The organism is Sphingomonas chlorellae (assembly GCF_056485145.1).
This window is the reverse complement of sequence record NZ_JBQXXM010000001.1, coordinates 1,110,370-1,124,458: the sequence shown is the minus strand read 5'-3', so window position 1 is coordinate 1,124,458 and position 14,089 is coordinate 1,110,370. Positions and strand designations below refer to the sequence as shown.

Genomic DNA, 14,089 nt, shown 5'->3' with positions numbered 1-14,089 from the left:
CTCTATAGCAGCCCGTTCGCGCGATACCATGCCGCGGTACGTGCCAGCGCGGCGGGCGTATCGAGCGTCGGTTGCCACATTTGGGCGGGCACGCGGCGGGCGGGATCGACCACCCAGTCGGGATGGCAGAAATAGTCGACGCGGTCGGGCGTCAGCTTCGCCCGGTCGCCGCGGACGCGCCGGTCGGCCCAGGCGGTCGCCATCAGCAGCGGCCGCGGCACGCGCAGCGCCAGCACGCGCCGCCCCACCGCTGCGCCCAGCGCATGCGCGAATTCGCGGTGCGTCCACCCGCCGGGGCGGCCGTCGTCGACCTCCAGGATCGTGCGGCAGTCGTGCGTCGCCGCCAGCGCGAGCAACAGCCGCCCCAGCTCGCTCACCTCGATCACCGACAGCCGCCCGGCCGACGGCAACAGCGCCAGCCCCCATCGCGCCATCCGGAACAGTTCCAGCATCTCGCGATCGCCGGGACCGAAGATCGCCGGCGGCCGCACGATCGTCCAGTCGAGCGGCGCGGCCGTGACCAGCGCCTCCGCCTCGGCCTTCGACCAGCCATAGGTCGACAGGCGCGGCTCGCGCGCGGCGAGCGACGAGACATGGACGAAACGGTTCACGCCCGCCGCCTGCGCCGCCGCCAGCATCGCCGCGGTGCCGTCGATGTTCCCGCGGGCAAAGCCGTCGCGCGTCGGCGCGTTGACCACCCCGGCGACATGGATCACCGCATCGGCGCCGGTCGCCAGCGCCTGCAGCGCCGCGGCGTCGTCCAGGCTGCCGGGCACCCATTCGATGCCGTCGCGCGCGGGCTGTGCGCGCCGGGTGAGCGCGCGCACGCGATGCCCCGCGGCGAGCGCCAGCTCGATCAGGCACGAACCGACAAAGCCCGTCCCGCCGGTGATCGCCAGCACGCTCACAACAGCGCCATGTGGCTGCGGTGCACCAGCGCGGCGCGCGGCGCATAGCCCAGCACCGCCTCGATCGCGTCGCTGCGCATTCCCATGATCCGTTCCGCCTCCTCGCGGTCATATTCGGCCAGCCCGCGCGCGATCCGCTCGCCGTCGGGGCCGACCACCACCACCAGGTCGCCGCGGACGAAGCCGCCCTCGATCCGCGTGGCGCCCGCGGGCAACAGGCTGCGCCCGTCGCGCAGTGCGCGGGCCGCCCCCGCATCGATATGGATGGTGCCTTGCGCAGTCAGCCCGCCGCTCAGCCACGCCTTGCGCGCGCGCGCCGGGCCGTGCGCGACGAACAGCGTGCCGCCGCGCGTCGCCAGCGCGGTCAGCGGACGCGCGACGCGGCCCGTGGCGATGCCCAGATGCGCGCCCGCCGCGGTCGCGATCCGCGCCGCCTCGACCTTCGACACCATGCCGCCCGATCCCATCCCCGACGCCGACCGCGAATCGGCCATGTGCGCCACCGCCTCGATCGAATCGACGCGCGCGATGCGCTGCGCCCCGGCGTGAGTCGCGGGGTTGGCGTCGTACAGCCCGTCGACGTCGGACAGCAGCAGCACGCCGTCGGCGCCGCACGCGCTGCCGACGCGCGCCGCCAGCCGGTCGTTGTCGCCGAAGCGGATCTCCTCGGTCGCGACGCTGTCATTCTCGTTGATGACCGGCACCACGCCCAGCCGCAGCAGCCGGTCGAGCGTCGCCGAGACGTTGAGGTAGCGGCGCCGCGTCTCGAGGTCGTCGAGCGTCACCAGGATCTGCGCGGCGGTCAGCCCCTGTTCGTGGAGCAGCGTCGCCCAATGGCTCGAAAGCGCGATCTGGCCCGTCGCGGCGGCGGCCTGCGCATCCTCCAGGCTGGCGCGCCCGCCCTTGGCGAGCCCCAGCCGCCGCGCTCCCAGCGCGATCGCGCCCGACGAGACGACGACGATCTGCTGCCCCGCCGCAGCGCGCGCGGCCAGGTCGGCGACCAGCCCGGCCAGCCACTCGCGCCGCACGCGCCCGTCGGGGTCGACGAGCAGCGCCGAACCGACCTTGACCACCAGCCGCGCGCACCGCTCGGGCGCCAGCGCGGCGTTCAGGTCCAGCGACTGTTCCGGGTCCAGTTCCGCCATCGCCGCCTCGCTCAGATCGGCGACCACGGCTTGGGCGCATCCTCGCCCGCCTCGCCTTCGGCGTCCGGATCCGAATCGCCGCTGCGATGCGCCTCGCCATAGCTGTCGGCCGGGCCGATCCGCTCGAGCAGCCGGTCGAGCACCGCCTCGACGCCCGCGCCGGTCGCGCCCGAAATCGGGATCACCTCGGCGCCGCTCGCCTCGGCGAGTTCGGCCGACAGCGCCTCGGTCAGCTCGTCGTCGAGCAGGTCGACCTTGTTGAGCGCGATCACCTCGGGCTTGTCGGTCAGCCCGGCGCCATAGGCGTCAAGCTCGCCGCGGACGATGCGATAGGCCTCGACCGGGTCGTCGCCATGCGCGTCGACCAGGTGCAACAGCACACGGCAGCGCTCGATATGCCCCAGGAAGCGATCGCCGATCCCCGCCCCGTCAGCTGCGCCTTCGATCAGGCCGGGAATGTCGGCCAGCACGAATTCGCGCCCCTTGTGGCTCACGACGCCCAGCTGCGGCCGCGTGGTGGTGAAGGCATAGGCGCCGACCTTGGCCTTGGCGTTGGTCACCGCGTTGATGAAGGTCGACTTGCCCGCGTTGGGCAGCCCGACCAGCCCCGCATCGGCGAGCAGCTTCAGCCGCAGCCACACCCACGCCTCCTCACCGGGCCAGCCGGTGCCGTGCTGGCGCGGCGCGCGGTTGGTCGACGTCTTGTAGCTCGCATTGCCGCGCCCGCCGTCGCCGCCGCGCAGGAACACCTGGCGCTGGCCCGGATAGGTCATGTCGAGCAGCAGCGTGCGCTCCTCGTCGTCGGCCAGGATCTGCGTGCCCACCGGCACCTTGATGACCAGGTCGCGCCCGCCGGCGCCGGTCTTGTTCGATCCGGACCCGCCGGTGCCGCGCGGCGCGCGGAAATGCTGGGTATAGCGGAAATCGATCAGCGTGTTCAGGCCGGGCACGGCCTCGAACACGATGTCGCCGCCCTTGCCGCCGTCGCCGCCGTCGGGGCCGCCATATTCGATGTACTTTTCGCGGCGAAAGCTGACGGCGCCGGGGCCGCCATGGCCCGAACGCACGAAAATCTTGGCTTGGTCGAGGAAATGCATGGGGTGCATATAGCCATTGCCGCAAATCCGTCACCCCATGGCGTGCATTTGGCACTTTCGGGCTGGCATGGAACGGAACCCCGGCTATACGCTTTGGCGTTCACCAGGGCGTCGCCGGGCGCCGATGACCCAACAGCAAGGCTTCCGTCGCACCGCATGAAATCGATCGATCGCTACATGGCGCGGCTGATCGCGGTTCCGCTGATCTCCACGCTGCTCATTTCGGCGATGCTCCTCGTGCTCGACCGGATGCTCCGCCTGTTCGACTTCGTCGCGACCGAAGGCGGGCCGGTCAGCGTGGTCTGGCGGATGCTCGCCAACCTGCTTCCCGAATATCTGGGGCTCGGCATCCCGATCGGGCTCATGCTCGGCATCCTGCTCGCCTTCCGCAAGCTCGCGACCTCGTCCGAGCTCGACGTGATGCGCGCCGTGGGGATGAGCTACACCCGGCTGCTGCGCGTGCCCTATATGTACGCGATGGCGCTCGCGCTGCTCAACCTGGCGATCGTCGGCTATATCCAGCCCTGGGCACGCTACAATTACGAACAGCTCCGCTTCGAACTGCGCTCGGGCGCGCTCGGCGCGTCGATCAAGGTGGGCGAGTTCACCAGCTTCGGCCCCAAGATGACGCTGCGGATCGAGGACAGCCAGAAGGAAGGGCGCGAGCTGTCGGGCATCTTCGTCCAGATGAAGACCAGCGACGGCACCCCGCTCGCGGTCAGCGCGGAAAAGGGCACCTTCCTGCGCTCGGACGATCCCGACACGATCATCTTCCGCCTCACCAACGGCACGCTCGTCCATCATGACAAGGGCTCGCCGGTGCCGCGCGTGCTCACCTTCACGACGCACAACCTGCCGATCCCGCTGCCCAAGTACGAGAATTTCCGCAAGCGCGGCGGCCGCAACCTCGAACTGACGCTGCCCGAACTCGCGCGGATCGGCGGCGACCCGCGCGCCGATCTCGAACAGCGCGATACCAGCCGCGCGCAGTTCCATTTCCGGCTGGCGGAGATCGTGTCGATCTTCCTGCTGCCGATGCTCGCGGTGGCGCTCGGCATCCCGCCCAAGCGCTCGACCTCGGCGCTCGGCGTGTTCCTCTCGATCGTGATGATCGTCACCTATCACAAGGTCAACGAATATGCCGAGGCCGTCGGCGCGCTCGGCAAGATCGATCCCATCCTGGCGCTGTGGGTGCCGTTCGCGGTGTTCGCGGGGCTGGTGATCTGGATGTATCACACCGTCGCCTATGTCCCCGGCGGCCAGCCGATCGGCGCACTCGAACGCGTGTTCGCCAAGGCGTGGAAGCTGATCCGCAAATATCTGCCCGGCCGCCGCAAGGAGTCGCGGGCATGAAGCTGATCGACCTGTTCCCCTCGCGCGCGCTCGCGCTCTACACGGGGCGGATGTTCCTCACGCGCACGCTCGCGATCCTCGCGATGCTCGTGCTGGTGCTCCAGGCGCTCGACCTGCTCAGCGAATCGGGGTCGATCCTCGCGCATCCGGGCAATGGCGAGGCCGAGATCTGGCGCTATGTCGGCCTGCGCGCGCCCCAGATCGTCGCGCGCTTCCTCCCCTTCTCGGTGCTGCTCGGCACGATCCTCACCTTCATGCAGCTCAACCAGAACAGCGAGGTGATCGCGCTCAAGGCCGCCGGCCTGTCCGCGCACCAGTTGCTCGCGCCGCTGATGGCGACGGCGCTCGGCGTCGCGCTCGTGTCGTTCACCTTCAACGAACGCGTCGTCACGCGCGCCACCGCGACGCTCGAACAATGGTCGAAGGTCGATTTCGGCCCGATGCCGATCGACCGCGGCGATCGCTCGAACGTGTGGGTCAAGAACGGCGCCGACCTGATCGCCGTCGATCAGATCCGCGGGCGCGGCGATGCGGCCCAGCTCTACGGCATCACCGTCTACGAACGCACGGGCGAGGCGCTGCGCACGATCGTCACCGCCGCACATGCCCGGCGCGAGGGTCAGGGCTGGCGCGCCGACGGCGTCCGCCGGTTCGACATCGCCAGCGGCCAGATGACCGCCCCCGGCACCGCGCTGCTGGGCGACGGCGTCCGTCCCGACCAGTTCACGCTCAACCATGTCGATCCCGACAGCACGCCCTTCTGGCAGCTCAAGGAGGCGATCGACGAGCTCAAGGTCGCCGGCCGCCCGACCAAGGCGCTCGAAGGCGCGCTGTGGCACAAGCTGTCGGGGCCGCTCTCGTCGATCCTGATGCCGCTGCTCGGTGCGGTCGCCGCCTTCGGCATCGCGCGTTCGGGCAAGCTGTTCCTGCGTGCCGTGATCGGCATGGCGCTCGGCTTTCTCTATTTCGTCGCCGACAATTTCGCCCTCGCCATGGGCAATCTGGGCGCCTATCCGCCCTTCCTCGCCGCCTGGGCGCCGTTCCTGCTGTTCCTGATGATCGGCGAGGCGGTGCTGTTGCGCAGCGAGGAATAGCCGCGCCCGGTTGCCGCCCTCCCCACGTGCAAGGAGGCGCGGCGGCGCGAACGGGGCTTGATCATCGCCGCCGCTTCGGCCGATGATCCGCCCCGAAAAGTGTTTTCAGCCGCAGCCGTGGCGGCGCACCCCGTATTTCAGTATCGGAAATCCTGCCATGTCTCTCCGCATTCGCCCCGTCGCCGGCAAGCGCGACACCAAGGCCTTTATCGACCTCGCCTATCGCCTCAACGCCGGCGATCCCAACTGGGTGCCGCCGCTCAAGGCCGATGTCGCGGGCACGATCGATCCGCGCAAGAACGGCTGGTTCAGCCATGCCGAGGCCCAGCTCTTCCTCGCCGAACGCGACGGCCGCGTCGTCGGCCGCATCTCGGCGCATATCGACCGCCTCGCGCTCGACATGCCGCCCGAACAGGGCTTCGGCCCCGGCACCGGCTTTTTCGGCATGTTCGAGGCCGAGGATGAGGAAACCGCCGCCGCGCTGATCGCCACGGCCGAGGACTGGCTGCGCGCCAAGGGGATGACGCGCGTGCTCGGCCCGGTCAGCCTGTCGGTGTGGGAGGAACCCGGCCTGCTCGTGCGCGGCCACGATCATGCCCCCACGATCCTGATGGGCCACCACCCCCAGCGCTATCAGGGCTGGATCGAGCGGCTGGGCTACACGACCGCCAAGACGCTGCTCACCTACGAACTCGACATCACGCGCGAGTTTCCGCCGATCGTCCAGCGCATCGTCGCCGCGGGCGAAAAGGATCCGCGCGTCCGCATCCGTCAGGTCGACAAGTCGCGCTTCGACGAAGAGGCGGCGACGATCCTCGCGATCCTCAACGACGCCTGGTCGGACAATTGGGGCTTCGTCCCGCTCACCCAGCCCGAAATCGACGATGTCGGCAAGAAGCTGAAGCCGCTGGTGTTCGAGGATCTGATCCGCATCGCCGAAATCGACGGCGAGCCGGTGGCGTTCATGATGACGCTCCCCGACCTCAACGAGGCGCTCAAGCCGCTCAACGGCAGCCTCTTTCCCTTCGGCTGGGCCAGGCTGCTGCTGTGGCTGCGCCGTCCGCGCGTCCGCACGATGCGCGTGCCGCTGATGGGCGTGGTCAAGCGCCTCCAGGCGTCGCGCAAGGCCAGCCAGCTCGCCTTCATGATGATCGAATATATCCGCCGCGCCGCCACCACGCATTACGGCGCGTCGCGGGGCGAGATCGGCTGGATCCTCGACGACAATCAGGGGATGATCGCGATCGCCGACGCGATCAACAGCCACGTCAACCGCGAATACCGCGTCTATCAGAAGGCGCTCTGAGCGCGGCGCCCGCCGGCGGGGAACGGTGCGTCGCGCCCGCCCCCGCCCGGCATCCCGGCGCCCGCGCGATCAGCGGCGGCCCCGCACCTGCGGCGCCGTCGCGGGATCGAAGCCCTCGCTCGCGATCCAGTCGGCGCGCGTGCGGCATTCGCGGTGCGGCAGCCGCGATCCGGTGACATAGCTCTCGACGCAATATTTGCGGTTCGCCGCGGCGGGATCGCTCTGGTCGTCGACCTTCTTCTCGGCGGCGGCGGTCGGCTCGGGAATGGCGCGCGCCAGCGCGGGCGACACTGCCGTTCCCAGTGAAAGCGCCATGGCGGCGACCGAAATCAGCTTGAAAGCACGCATGTTCCAACTCCTGCCTTGTGGGACACAGGCGGCTTCCCGCCTGCGCCCCATGCAGGTGCATTAGTCATGCCAAACACCTAAACTGCGGATTTCCGCCATTCTCGCCGGCGCGGCCGCGGGACATTCGCGAAAATCCGGCGAAATTCGCCATCCCCTGGCAAATCGCACCACGCGGCGCCGATCGGCCTCAGCGCAATGTCACCCAGGTCGGCGCATGGTCGCTTGCCCGCTCGCGCCCGCGATAGGACTTGTCGACGCCGGCCCCGGTCATCCGGTCGGCGGCCTGCGGGCTCAGCAACAGATGGTCGATGCGGAACCCGGCATCGCGCTGCCACGCGCCCGCCTGATAGTCCCAGAAGGTCCACACGCCCCCCTGCGGGTATCGCGTGCGCAGCGCGTCGGTCCAACCCTGCGCCAGCAGCGTGCGGTAACGCTGGCGCGATTCGGGCTGCATCAGCGCGTCGTCGGCCATGGCGCGCACCGAAAACGTGTCGTCGTCATTGGGAATGACGTTGTAATCGCCCGCCAGCACCACCGGCCGTTCCTCGGCGAGCAGCGCCTTCGCCCGCTCGGCCAGCCGTTCCATCCAGCGCAGCTTGTAATCGAATTTCGGCCCCGGCTGCGGGTTGCCGTTGGGCAGATAGATCGACGCGACGATCAGCCCGTCGACCTCGGCCTCGATATAGCGGCTGTGCGCGTCCTCGGGATCGCCCGCCAGCCCGCGCTGGCGTTCGACCGGCTGCTGCCCGCGCGCGAGCACGGCGACGCCGTTGAACCCCTTCTGCCCGTGCCACACCGCGCCATATCCCGCCGCCTCGATCGCCGCGACGGGCAGCGTCTCGTCGGCGCCCTTCAGTTCCTGCAGGCACACGATGTCGGGCTTCTGCTCGGCCAGATATTCGGTCAGCCGCTCCAGCCGCGCCTTGATGCCGTTGACGTTATAGGTGACGATCCGCGGCATCGGCGTCAGACCGCAAAGCTGGTGCCGCAGCCGCAACCGGCCACCGCATTGGGGTTCTCGACGCGGAACGCCGCGCCGCCCAGCGAATCGACGAAATCGACGCGCGCGCCGCGCACCAGGTCGAGGCTGATCGAATCGACCGCCAGCCGCACGCCGTCGGTCTCCACCACCACATCGTCCTCGGCCACCGCGTCGGCCAGGCCGAACCGGTACTGGAAGCCCGAACAGCCGCCGCCCTCGACCGAAAGGCGCAGGATGGCGGGCTTGCCCTGCTTGGCGGCGATGGCGGCGACGCGCGCCGCCGCCGCGGGCGACAGGGCGATTTCCGGCTGGGTGGTGCTGGTCATGCGGACCGAGATAGGGCGCACGCCCGCGCCAGGCAATGCCGCGCACCGGCGCCCGGCTCCACCCCGCACCCACGCCGCGAGGCGACGCAAAAAAGCCGGCCCGGCGATCGCCGAACCGGCCCCCTGCCCGGCCGCAACGGCCGGCGCTTGCCGTAAAGGGTTACGGGCGCGGGCCGCCCACGCCGCCCTGGACCTGCTGCGCCGAGGCGACATATTCGCCCGTCTGCAGGAACGGGATCGGGTTGACGGCACGGCCGTCGACGCGAACCTCGTAATGCAGGTGGCTGCCGGTCGAACGGCCGGTCGAACCCATCAGCCCGATGATCTGGCCGCGGCGCACGCGGGTATTGTCGGCGACGAGGATCTTCGACAGGTGGCCATAGCGCGTCTCGATGCCGCGGCCATGGTTGATCTGCACCAGGTTGCCGTACCCGCCCTGGCGGCCGGCGTGCGAGACGACGCCGTCGGCGGTGGCATAGATCGGGGTGCCGATCGAACCCGGAATGTCGACGCCGGCATGCATCGCGGCGGTGCCGCGGAACGGGTCCGAACGCACGCCGAAATGCGACGTGAAGACCAGCTTCTCGACCGGCTGCATCGACGGCACCGAAATCACCGTCTGCTCGAGCGCGTCGAGCTTCTTCCAGGTGAGGAACAGCGTGCGGAACTCCTCGTCCGCGCGCGCCGCGACCTCGGTGGTGCCGGTGGTGGTGCCGTTGGTGCCCGCGCTGTCGCTGATCGGCTCATAGGGGCCGCCCATGCCGCCCTGCGCGTTCGCGAAGCGGGCGGGCGAAAGTCCCAGCCGGTGCAGCGTGACGGTGGTGCGCGCGATCCGCGCCTCGCCCGCCGCGCGCGCCTTGCCCGCCAGCGTGACCTGGTGCGCCTCAACCGCGCGCAGCGGCGCGACGAGTTCCTGCGCCAGCTTGCCGCGTGCCGGCGCCGCCGGTTCCACCGCGCCCGCCAGCTTGTCGAGCGCGCCGCCCTTGGCCTTGCCGTCGATCACCGCCGCGAGCAGCGCCTGGCGCTGTTCGACGCGCTGGGCATGGTCGCGCACCGCCTGCTTGGCCTCGGCAACCTCGCTCTGCATCCGCGCGACTTCGGCGCGGAGCGCGCGAAGCTGCGCCTCGGGCGTCGCCGGCCGGGCCGAAACGCCGCTGGTGGTGATCGCCTCGGCCATCGCCTGCGACACGCCATAGCCCGAAAAGAGCAGCGTCAGCGACGCGACGCCCGCCATCAGCGCCTGCGCCCGTGCGCCGATGCTGAAACGGCGCAGGTCGCGGCCGTTGTGCAGAATGAAATGACGTGTGGTGAAGAAATCACGGAACTGCCGCAGCAGCTGCGCATTTTCGGTCGTATTGGCCTTGCTCGCTTTCGCGTTGCTTGCGTTCTCGTCCGCCATGCGTCCCCGGCTTATGCGTTGCAGCAGCCGTCGTCGCGCGGTGGCGCGACGCCTGCCCTCGACCCGTTTTTTTGCCAGAACAGCCCCCGCCGCATCTGACGGATGGCTTTTGAGCCGATGCGTCAGCCCGCCGCAAGCGCTTGGTAATAAGACCGCGTTAGACCGGCTGAGTCGCGCGCCGAGTCGTTGAACGGCGGCTTAATCAATCCGCGAAAATGCGCGCGGACCAGCGCGTGCCACGTCGTTTCGGGAGCCAAACCATCGGCCTTGCAGGCTGATTCGAACCATGTCGTCCCCGCGCGGACATGGCGCACCTCGTCGGTCAGGATGCGCGTCAGGATGCGCGCCGTCGCGGTGTCGCCCGCGGCTTCGAACCGCTCGATAGTCGCCGGCGTGACGTCCAGCCCGCGCGCCTCGAGCACCATCGGCACCACCGCCAGCCGCGCCAGCCGGTCGTGCGCGGTCTCGGCCGCGGCGTCCCACAATCCGTCGTGCGCGGGCATCGCGCCGTAATGGCTGCCCAGCTGGTGCAGCCGGCGGTCGAGCAGCGCGAAATGCATCGCCTCGTCGGCGCCGACGCGCATCCAGTCGTCGGTGAAGCCGCGCGGAAATGCCGCGCCGAACCGTCCCACCGCGTCGAACGCCAGGTCGATCGCCGCGAACTCGATATGCGCGAGCGCGTGGATCAGCGCGATCCGTCCGCGTTCGGACCCGCCGCGGCCGCGCTTGGGCATCCGGTTGGGCGGCCACAGTTCGGGCCGCTCGGGGCGTGCGGGCCGGTCGGGCATCGCCGCGTCGAAGCGGAAGTCGAGCCGTCCCAGCCGCCATTCGCGCGCGGCGTTGCGCGCCGCCATCACCTTCGCGCGCGGATCGGCGGTGGTCAGGACCGCGCGCGCGGCCTCGGCGACGCTTCTGCTCACGCGTCGCCCAGCGCGCGCACCGCGTCGAGCACCGCCTCGGCATGGCCCGGCACCTTCACCTTGCGCCATGCCTTCGCCAGCCGCCCGGCCGCATCGAACAGGAAGGTCGAACGCTCGATGCCCATATAGCGTTTGCCATAGAGCTGCTTTTCCACCCACACGCCGAACGCGGCCATCGCCGTGCCGTCCTCGTCGCTCGCCAGCGGCACGGTCAGGCCGTATTTGGCGGTGAACTTCTGGTGTCGCGCGGGCGAATCCTTCGACACGCCGATCACGCGCGCGCCCAGCGCCGCAAAGGCGTCGATCCGCTCCGAAAATTCCTGCGCCTCGCGCGTGCAGCCGCTCGTGTCGTCCTTGGGATAGAAATAGACGACCAGCGGCGCGCCGATACACGCCTTCAGGTCGATCGCCGACCCGTCGGCGGCGGTCAGCGTCACGGCGGGAACGGCATCGCCCGGCGCCAGCGGCGCGGGCATCTCGGCCTCGGACATGGGCAAACTCCTCCGGTCAGCCGGCGGCGCGCACCGCCGCCCAGCAATCGCGCACCTCCTGCCGGGTCCGCTCGAGCGACGCAACCACCGCGTTCCAGTCGGCCAGCCCCAGCGCGCGCGCGATCAGCACCTGCGTCGCGGGGGGCGGCACCTGTCCGTCGGGCGCCACCAGCCGGCACACCACCAGCAACCGCGACAGCAGCGCATAGGCATCGGCCATCGCCGGGGGCAGCAGCCCCTCGGCGATCAGCGCGGCGATCGCCTCGGCCAGCCTCGGCGCGAATGCCGTGCGCCGCGTGAGCTGGCGGACATGCACCGCGAATTCCAGGTCGACGAGCCCGCCGTCGAGCAGCTTGACGTCCAGCGGCCCCGCGGGCGGCTTGTGCGTCGCGATGTCGTCGCGCATCCGCGCCGCCTCGGCGGGGATGTCGCGCGCGGGCCGCGCCCCCGCCAGCACCGCCGCGACGATGTCGGCCACCTGCGCCCTTGCCGCCGCCGATCCGAACACCGGCCGCGCGCGCGTCAGCGCCATGTGCTCCCACGTCCAGGCATCGGCCTCCTGGTATCGCCGGAATGCGTCGAGCGAGACCGAAAGCGGCCCCTGCGCGCCCGACGGCCGCAACCGCGTGTCGACCTCGTACAGCGGCCCCGCCGCGGTCGGCACCGAAAGCGCTGCGGTCACGCGCTGCGCCAGCCGGTTGTAATAGGTCACCGCCCCCAGCGGCTTCGCGCCGTCCGATTCGGCGGCATAGTCGCCGGTGAACAGGTAGATGAGGTCGAGGTCCGACGCGTGCGTCAGCGCCTGCCCCCCCATCCGCCCCAGCGCCAGGATGACCAGCTCGCTGTCGGGCACGCGGCCATGGACGCGCTCGAACTCGGCCACCGTCGCGCCCGCGAGCACCGTGATCGCCGCCTCGGCGACGCGCGCATAGCCGGCGGCGACGTCGATCGGGTCGCTCGCCCCCGCGACGATCTGCGCGCCCAGCGCAAAGCGCTTCTCGCCGACCAGCCGCCGCACATGCTCGAGCACCCACTGGTAATCGGCATCGGCCTCGCGCGCCGCCATCGCCGCGACCAGCGCCGGCACGTCGGGCATCGGCGCCAGCGCGCTCGCGTCGATCAGCCCGTCGAGCAGCTCGGCGCGTCGCCCCAGTTGCTCGGCCAGCGGCGGCGCATGGCACAGGATCGCGCTCAGCAGCGCGAGCAGCCCCGGCTGCGCCTCGAGCAGCCGCAGGAAGTTGATCGCGCTCGGCAACCGCGACAGCATCGCATCGAACCGCGTCAGCGCGTGCATGTTGTCGGGCGCGCGCGCAAAGGCGTCGGCCAGCCGCGGCAACAGCGCCTCCAGCGCCTCGCGCGCCTGCGGGCTGCGCAGCGCCGGATACGGCCCGCTCCGCCACGCCTGCACGATCCGCACCGCCGCCGCCGGATCGGCAAAGCCCAGCGCCTGCAGCCGCGCCGCCAGCCGGTCGGCATCGCCCGGCAGCCCCTCGCCCTCGCCGCTCGCCAGCGAGTCATAGATCCGCCCCACCCGCGTCACCGCCGGCCGCAACAGGTCGAGCAGCGCCGCCCCGTCGTCCATCCCGTGCAGCCGCGCGACATTATCGAGCGCGCCCGCATCGGCGGGCAGCTCGTGCGTCTGGCGGTCGTCGACCATCTGCAGCCGGTGCTCGATCGTGCGGAACAGCACATAGGCGTCGGTCAGCACGCGCGCCTCCTCGCCGCCGATCCGCCCCGCCGCCGCCAGCGCCGCCAGCGCGTCGCGCGTCGCCGGCGCGCGCAGCGCGGGGTCGCGCCCGCCATGGATCAATTGGTGGACCTGCGCAAAGAACTCGACCTCGCGGATGCCCCCGCGCCCGCGCTTCAGGTCATATCCCGGCCCGAATGCCTGCGCCTGCGCGTAATGGTCACGAATGCGGCGCGAAATGTCGCCGATCTCGCGGATCGCCCCGAAATCGAGCGCGCGCCGCCACACGAACGGGCGGATCGCGGTCAGGAACGCCTCGCCCAGCGCGCGGTCGCCGGCACAGGCGCGCGCGCGGATGAAGGCCGCACGCTCCCATGGCAGCGCCTGCGATTCGTAATAGGAAATCGCCGCCTCCACCGGCAGCGCGATCGGCGTCACCTCGGGCGACGGGCGCAGCCGCAGGTCGATGCGCATCACATAACCGTCGCCGTCGCGCGCCTGCAGGATCTCGACGACGCGGCGCCCGATCCGCACCGCCGCCTCCTCGGGCGCCTCGTTGCGGCGGCACGGCAGCGTTTCGGGGTCGAAGATCAGGATCGGGTCGATGTCCGACGAATAGTTGAGCTCGCGGCTCCCCTGCTTGCCCAGCGCGATCGCGGCAAAGCCCTGCGGCGCGGCATCGGGGGTGCGCTCGGCGATCGCGGTGCGGATCGCGCGGTCGAGCGCGTCGTCGGCAAAGCGCGTGAGCAGCCCCGTCACCGCGTCGAGGTCGAAATGCCCCGCCAGGTCGCCCAGCGCGACCAGCGCCGCCAGCCGCCGCCGCTCGAGCCGCAACCGCCGCGGCTCGGCAATCGCGGGGTCGATCGTCGCCAGTGCGCCGAACGGATCGGCCAGCCCGGCGGCCAGCCGCTCGGCGTCGATGCCCTCGCGCTCGATCAGCATCGCCAGAAACGGCGAATGCGCCCGCGCCCGCGCCAGCACGGCATCCAGCCGCGCCGGTGACGGCAGGTCGGACGATGACTGGCCGGACGAC

General features: G+C 70.8%; 13 protein-coding genes. 3 read left to right on the top strand and 10 right to left on the bottom strand.

All coding sequences use genetic code 11. The annotated features are described in order from the left end of the window. Positions 1-2: 2 nt before the first annotated feature. From ACT3CF_RS05210 to obgE, 3 genes are read right to left on the bottom strand one after another with little or no spacing between them, the layout of a single operon-like run. Positions 3-908, bottom strand: coding sequence for an NAD-dependent epimerase/dehydratase family protein (locus ACT3CF_RS05210; RefSeq protein ID WP_478420871.1), 906 nt, complete (start codon positions 906-908; stop codon positions 3-5). After that, positions 905-2,053 (bottom strand): glutamate 5-kinase, encoded by a 1,149-nt coding sequence (gene proB / locus ACT3CF_RS05205; protein ID WP_478421359.1) that lies wholly within the window; start codon positions 2,051-2,053, stop codon positions 905-907. The genes ACT3CF_RS05210 and proB overlap by 4 nt, the downstream gene beginning before the upstream one ends. A gap of 11 nt (positions 2,054-2,064) precedes the next feature. Beyond that, on the bottom strand, positions 2,065-3,150 hold the full coding sequence (gene obgE, locus ACT3CF_RS05200) for a GTPase ObgE (protein ID WP_478421358.1): 1,086 nt from the start codon (positions 3,148-3,150) through the stop codon (positions 2,065-2,067). 156 nt (positions 3,151-3,306) lie between these two features. Here obgE and lptF point away from each other — a divergent pair, with 156 nt between their 5' ends. The 3 genes from lptF to ACT3CF_RS05185 all read left to right on the top strand — a co-directional run bounded on the left by lptF (position 3,307) and on the right by ACT3CF_RS05185 (position 6,903). Continuing rightward, positions 3,307-4,503: an LPS export ABC transporter permease LptF gene (gene lptF, locus ACT3CF_RS05195; protein ID WP_478420870.1), complete on the top strand. Its 1,197-nt coding sequence runs from the start codon at positions 3,307-3,309 to the stop codon at positions 4,501-4,503. Beyond that, the gene (lptG, locus tag ACT3CF_RS05190; protein ID WP_478420868.1) at positions 4,500-5,597 is read left to right on the top strand and encodes an LPS export ABC transporter permease LptG; all 1,098 of its coding nucleotides are present in this window, start codon (positions 4,500-4,502) and stop codon (positions 5,595-5,597) included. Before lptF ends, lptG begins: the two co-directional genes overlap by 4 nt. A 157-nt stretch (positions 5,598-5,754) precedes the next feature. Further along, a complete protein-coding gene (locus tag ACT3CF_RS05185; protein WP_478420867.1) occupies positions 5,755-6,903 on the top strand; it encodes an N-acetyltransferase in 1,149 nt (382 codons plus the stop codon). Positions 6,904-6,972: 69 nt separating this feature from the next. Here the strand turns inward: ACT3CF_RS05185 and ACT3CF_RS05180 are convergent, their stop codons facing one another. From ACT3CF_RS05180 to ACT3CF_RS05150, 7 genes are all read right to left on the bottom strand, one after another. Beyond that, positions 6,973-7,251 (bottom strand): hypothetical protein, encoded by a 279-nt coding sequence (locus tag ACT3CF_RS05180; protein ID WP_478420865.1) that lies wholly within the window; start codon positions 7,249-7,251, stop codon positions 6,973-6,975. 187 nt (positions 7,252-7,438) lie between these two features. After that, positions 7,439-8,212 (bottom strand): exodeoxyribonuclease III, encoded by a 774-nt coding sequence (gene xth, locus ACT3CF_RS05175; protein WP_478420864.1) that lies wholly within the window; start codon positions 8,210-8,212, stop codon positions 7,439-7,441. Between the two features lie 5 nt (positions 8,213-8,217). After that, complete coding sequence (gene erpA / locus ACT3CF_RS05170) at positions 8,218-8,559, bottom strand: iron-sulfur cluster insertion protein ErpA (RefSeq protein WP_478420863.1); 342 nt, start codon at positions 8,557-8,559, stop codon at positions 8,218-8,220. A gap of 160 nt (positions 8,560-8,719) precedes the next feature. Continuing rightward, positions 8,720-9,958: a peptidoglycan DD-metalloendopeptidase family protein gene (locus ACT3CF_RS05165; protein ID WP_478420861.1), complete on the bottom strand. Its 1,239-nt coding sequence runs from the start codon at positions 9,956-9,958 to the stop codon at positions 8,720-8,722. Between the two features lie 122 nt (positions 9,959-10,080). Further along, a complete protein-coding gene (locus ACT3CF_RS05160) occupies positions 10,081-10,878 on the bottom strand; it encodes a ferritin-like domain-containing protein (RefSeq protein WP_478420860.1) in 798 nt (265 codons plus the stop codon). Further along, positions 10,875-11,369: a peroxiredoxin gene (locus tag ACT3CF_RS05155; protein WP_478420859.1), complete on the bottom strand. Its 495-nt coding sequence runs from the start codon at positions 11,367-11,369 to the stop codon at positions 10,875-10,877. Before ACT3CF_RS05155 ends, ACT3CF_RS05160 begins: the two co-directional genes overlap by 4 nt. A gap of 16 nt (positions 11,370-11,385) precedes the next feature. Beyond that, positions 11,386-14,064, bottom strand: a complete 2,679-nt coding sequence (locus ACT3CF_RS05150) for a bifunctional [glutamine synthetase] adenylyltransferase/[glutamine synthetase]-adenylyl-L-tyrosine phosphorylase (RefSeq protein ID WP_478421356.1) — start codon at positions 14,062-14,064, stop codon at positions 11,386-11,388. Between the last annotated feature and the right edge of the window lie 25 nt (positions 14,065-14,089).

Excerpts from the sequence above, each read along its gene's own strand:
- proB (WP_478421359.1), bottom strand. The coding sequence starts at position 2,053 with ATGGCGGAACTGGACCCGGAACAGTCGCTGGACCTGAACGCCGCGCTG.
- obgE (WP_478421358.1), bottom strand. The coding sequence starts at position 3,150 with ATGCATTTCCTCGACCAAGCCAAGATTTTCGTGCGTTCGGGCCATGGC.
- lptF (WP_478420870.1), top strand. The coding sequence starts at position 3,307 with ATGAAATCGATCGATCGCTACATGGCGCGGCTGATCGCGGTTCCGCTG.
- lptG (WP_478420868.1), top strand. The coding sequence starts at position 4,500 with ATGAAGCTGATCGACCTGTTCCCCTCGCGCGCGCTCGCGCTCTACACG.
- ACT3CF_RS05185 (WP_478420867.1), top strand. The coding sequence starts at position 5,755 with ATGTCTCTCCGCATTCGCCCCGTCGCCGGCAAGCGCGACACCAAGGCC.
- ACT3CF_RS05180 (WP_478420865.1), bottom strand. The coding sequence starts at position 7,251 with ATGCGTGCTTTCAAGCTGATTTCGGTCGCCGCCATGGCGCTTTCACTG.
- xth (WP_478420864.1), bottom strand. The coding sequence starts at position 8,212 with ATGCCGCGGATCGTCACCTATAACGTCAACGGCATCAAGGCGCGGCTG.
- erpA (WP_478420863.1), bottom strand. The coding sequence starts at position 8,559 with ATGACCAGCACCACCCAGCCGGAAATCGCCCTGTCGCCCGCGGCGGCG.
- ACT3CF_RS05165 (WP_478420861.1), bottom strand. The coding sequence starts at position 9,958 with ATGGCGGACGAGAACGCAAGCAACGCGAAAGCGAGCAAGGCCAATACG.
- ACT3CF_RS05155 (WP_478420859.1), bottom strand. The coding sequence starts at position 11,369 with ATGTCCGAGGCCGAGATGCCCGCGCCGCTGGCGCCGGGCGATGCCGTT.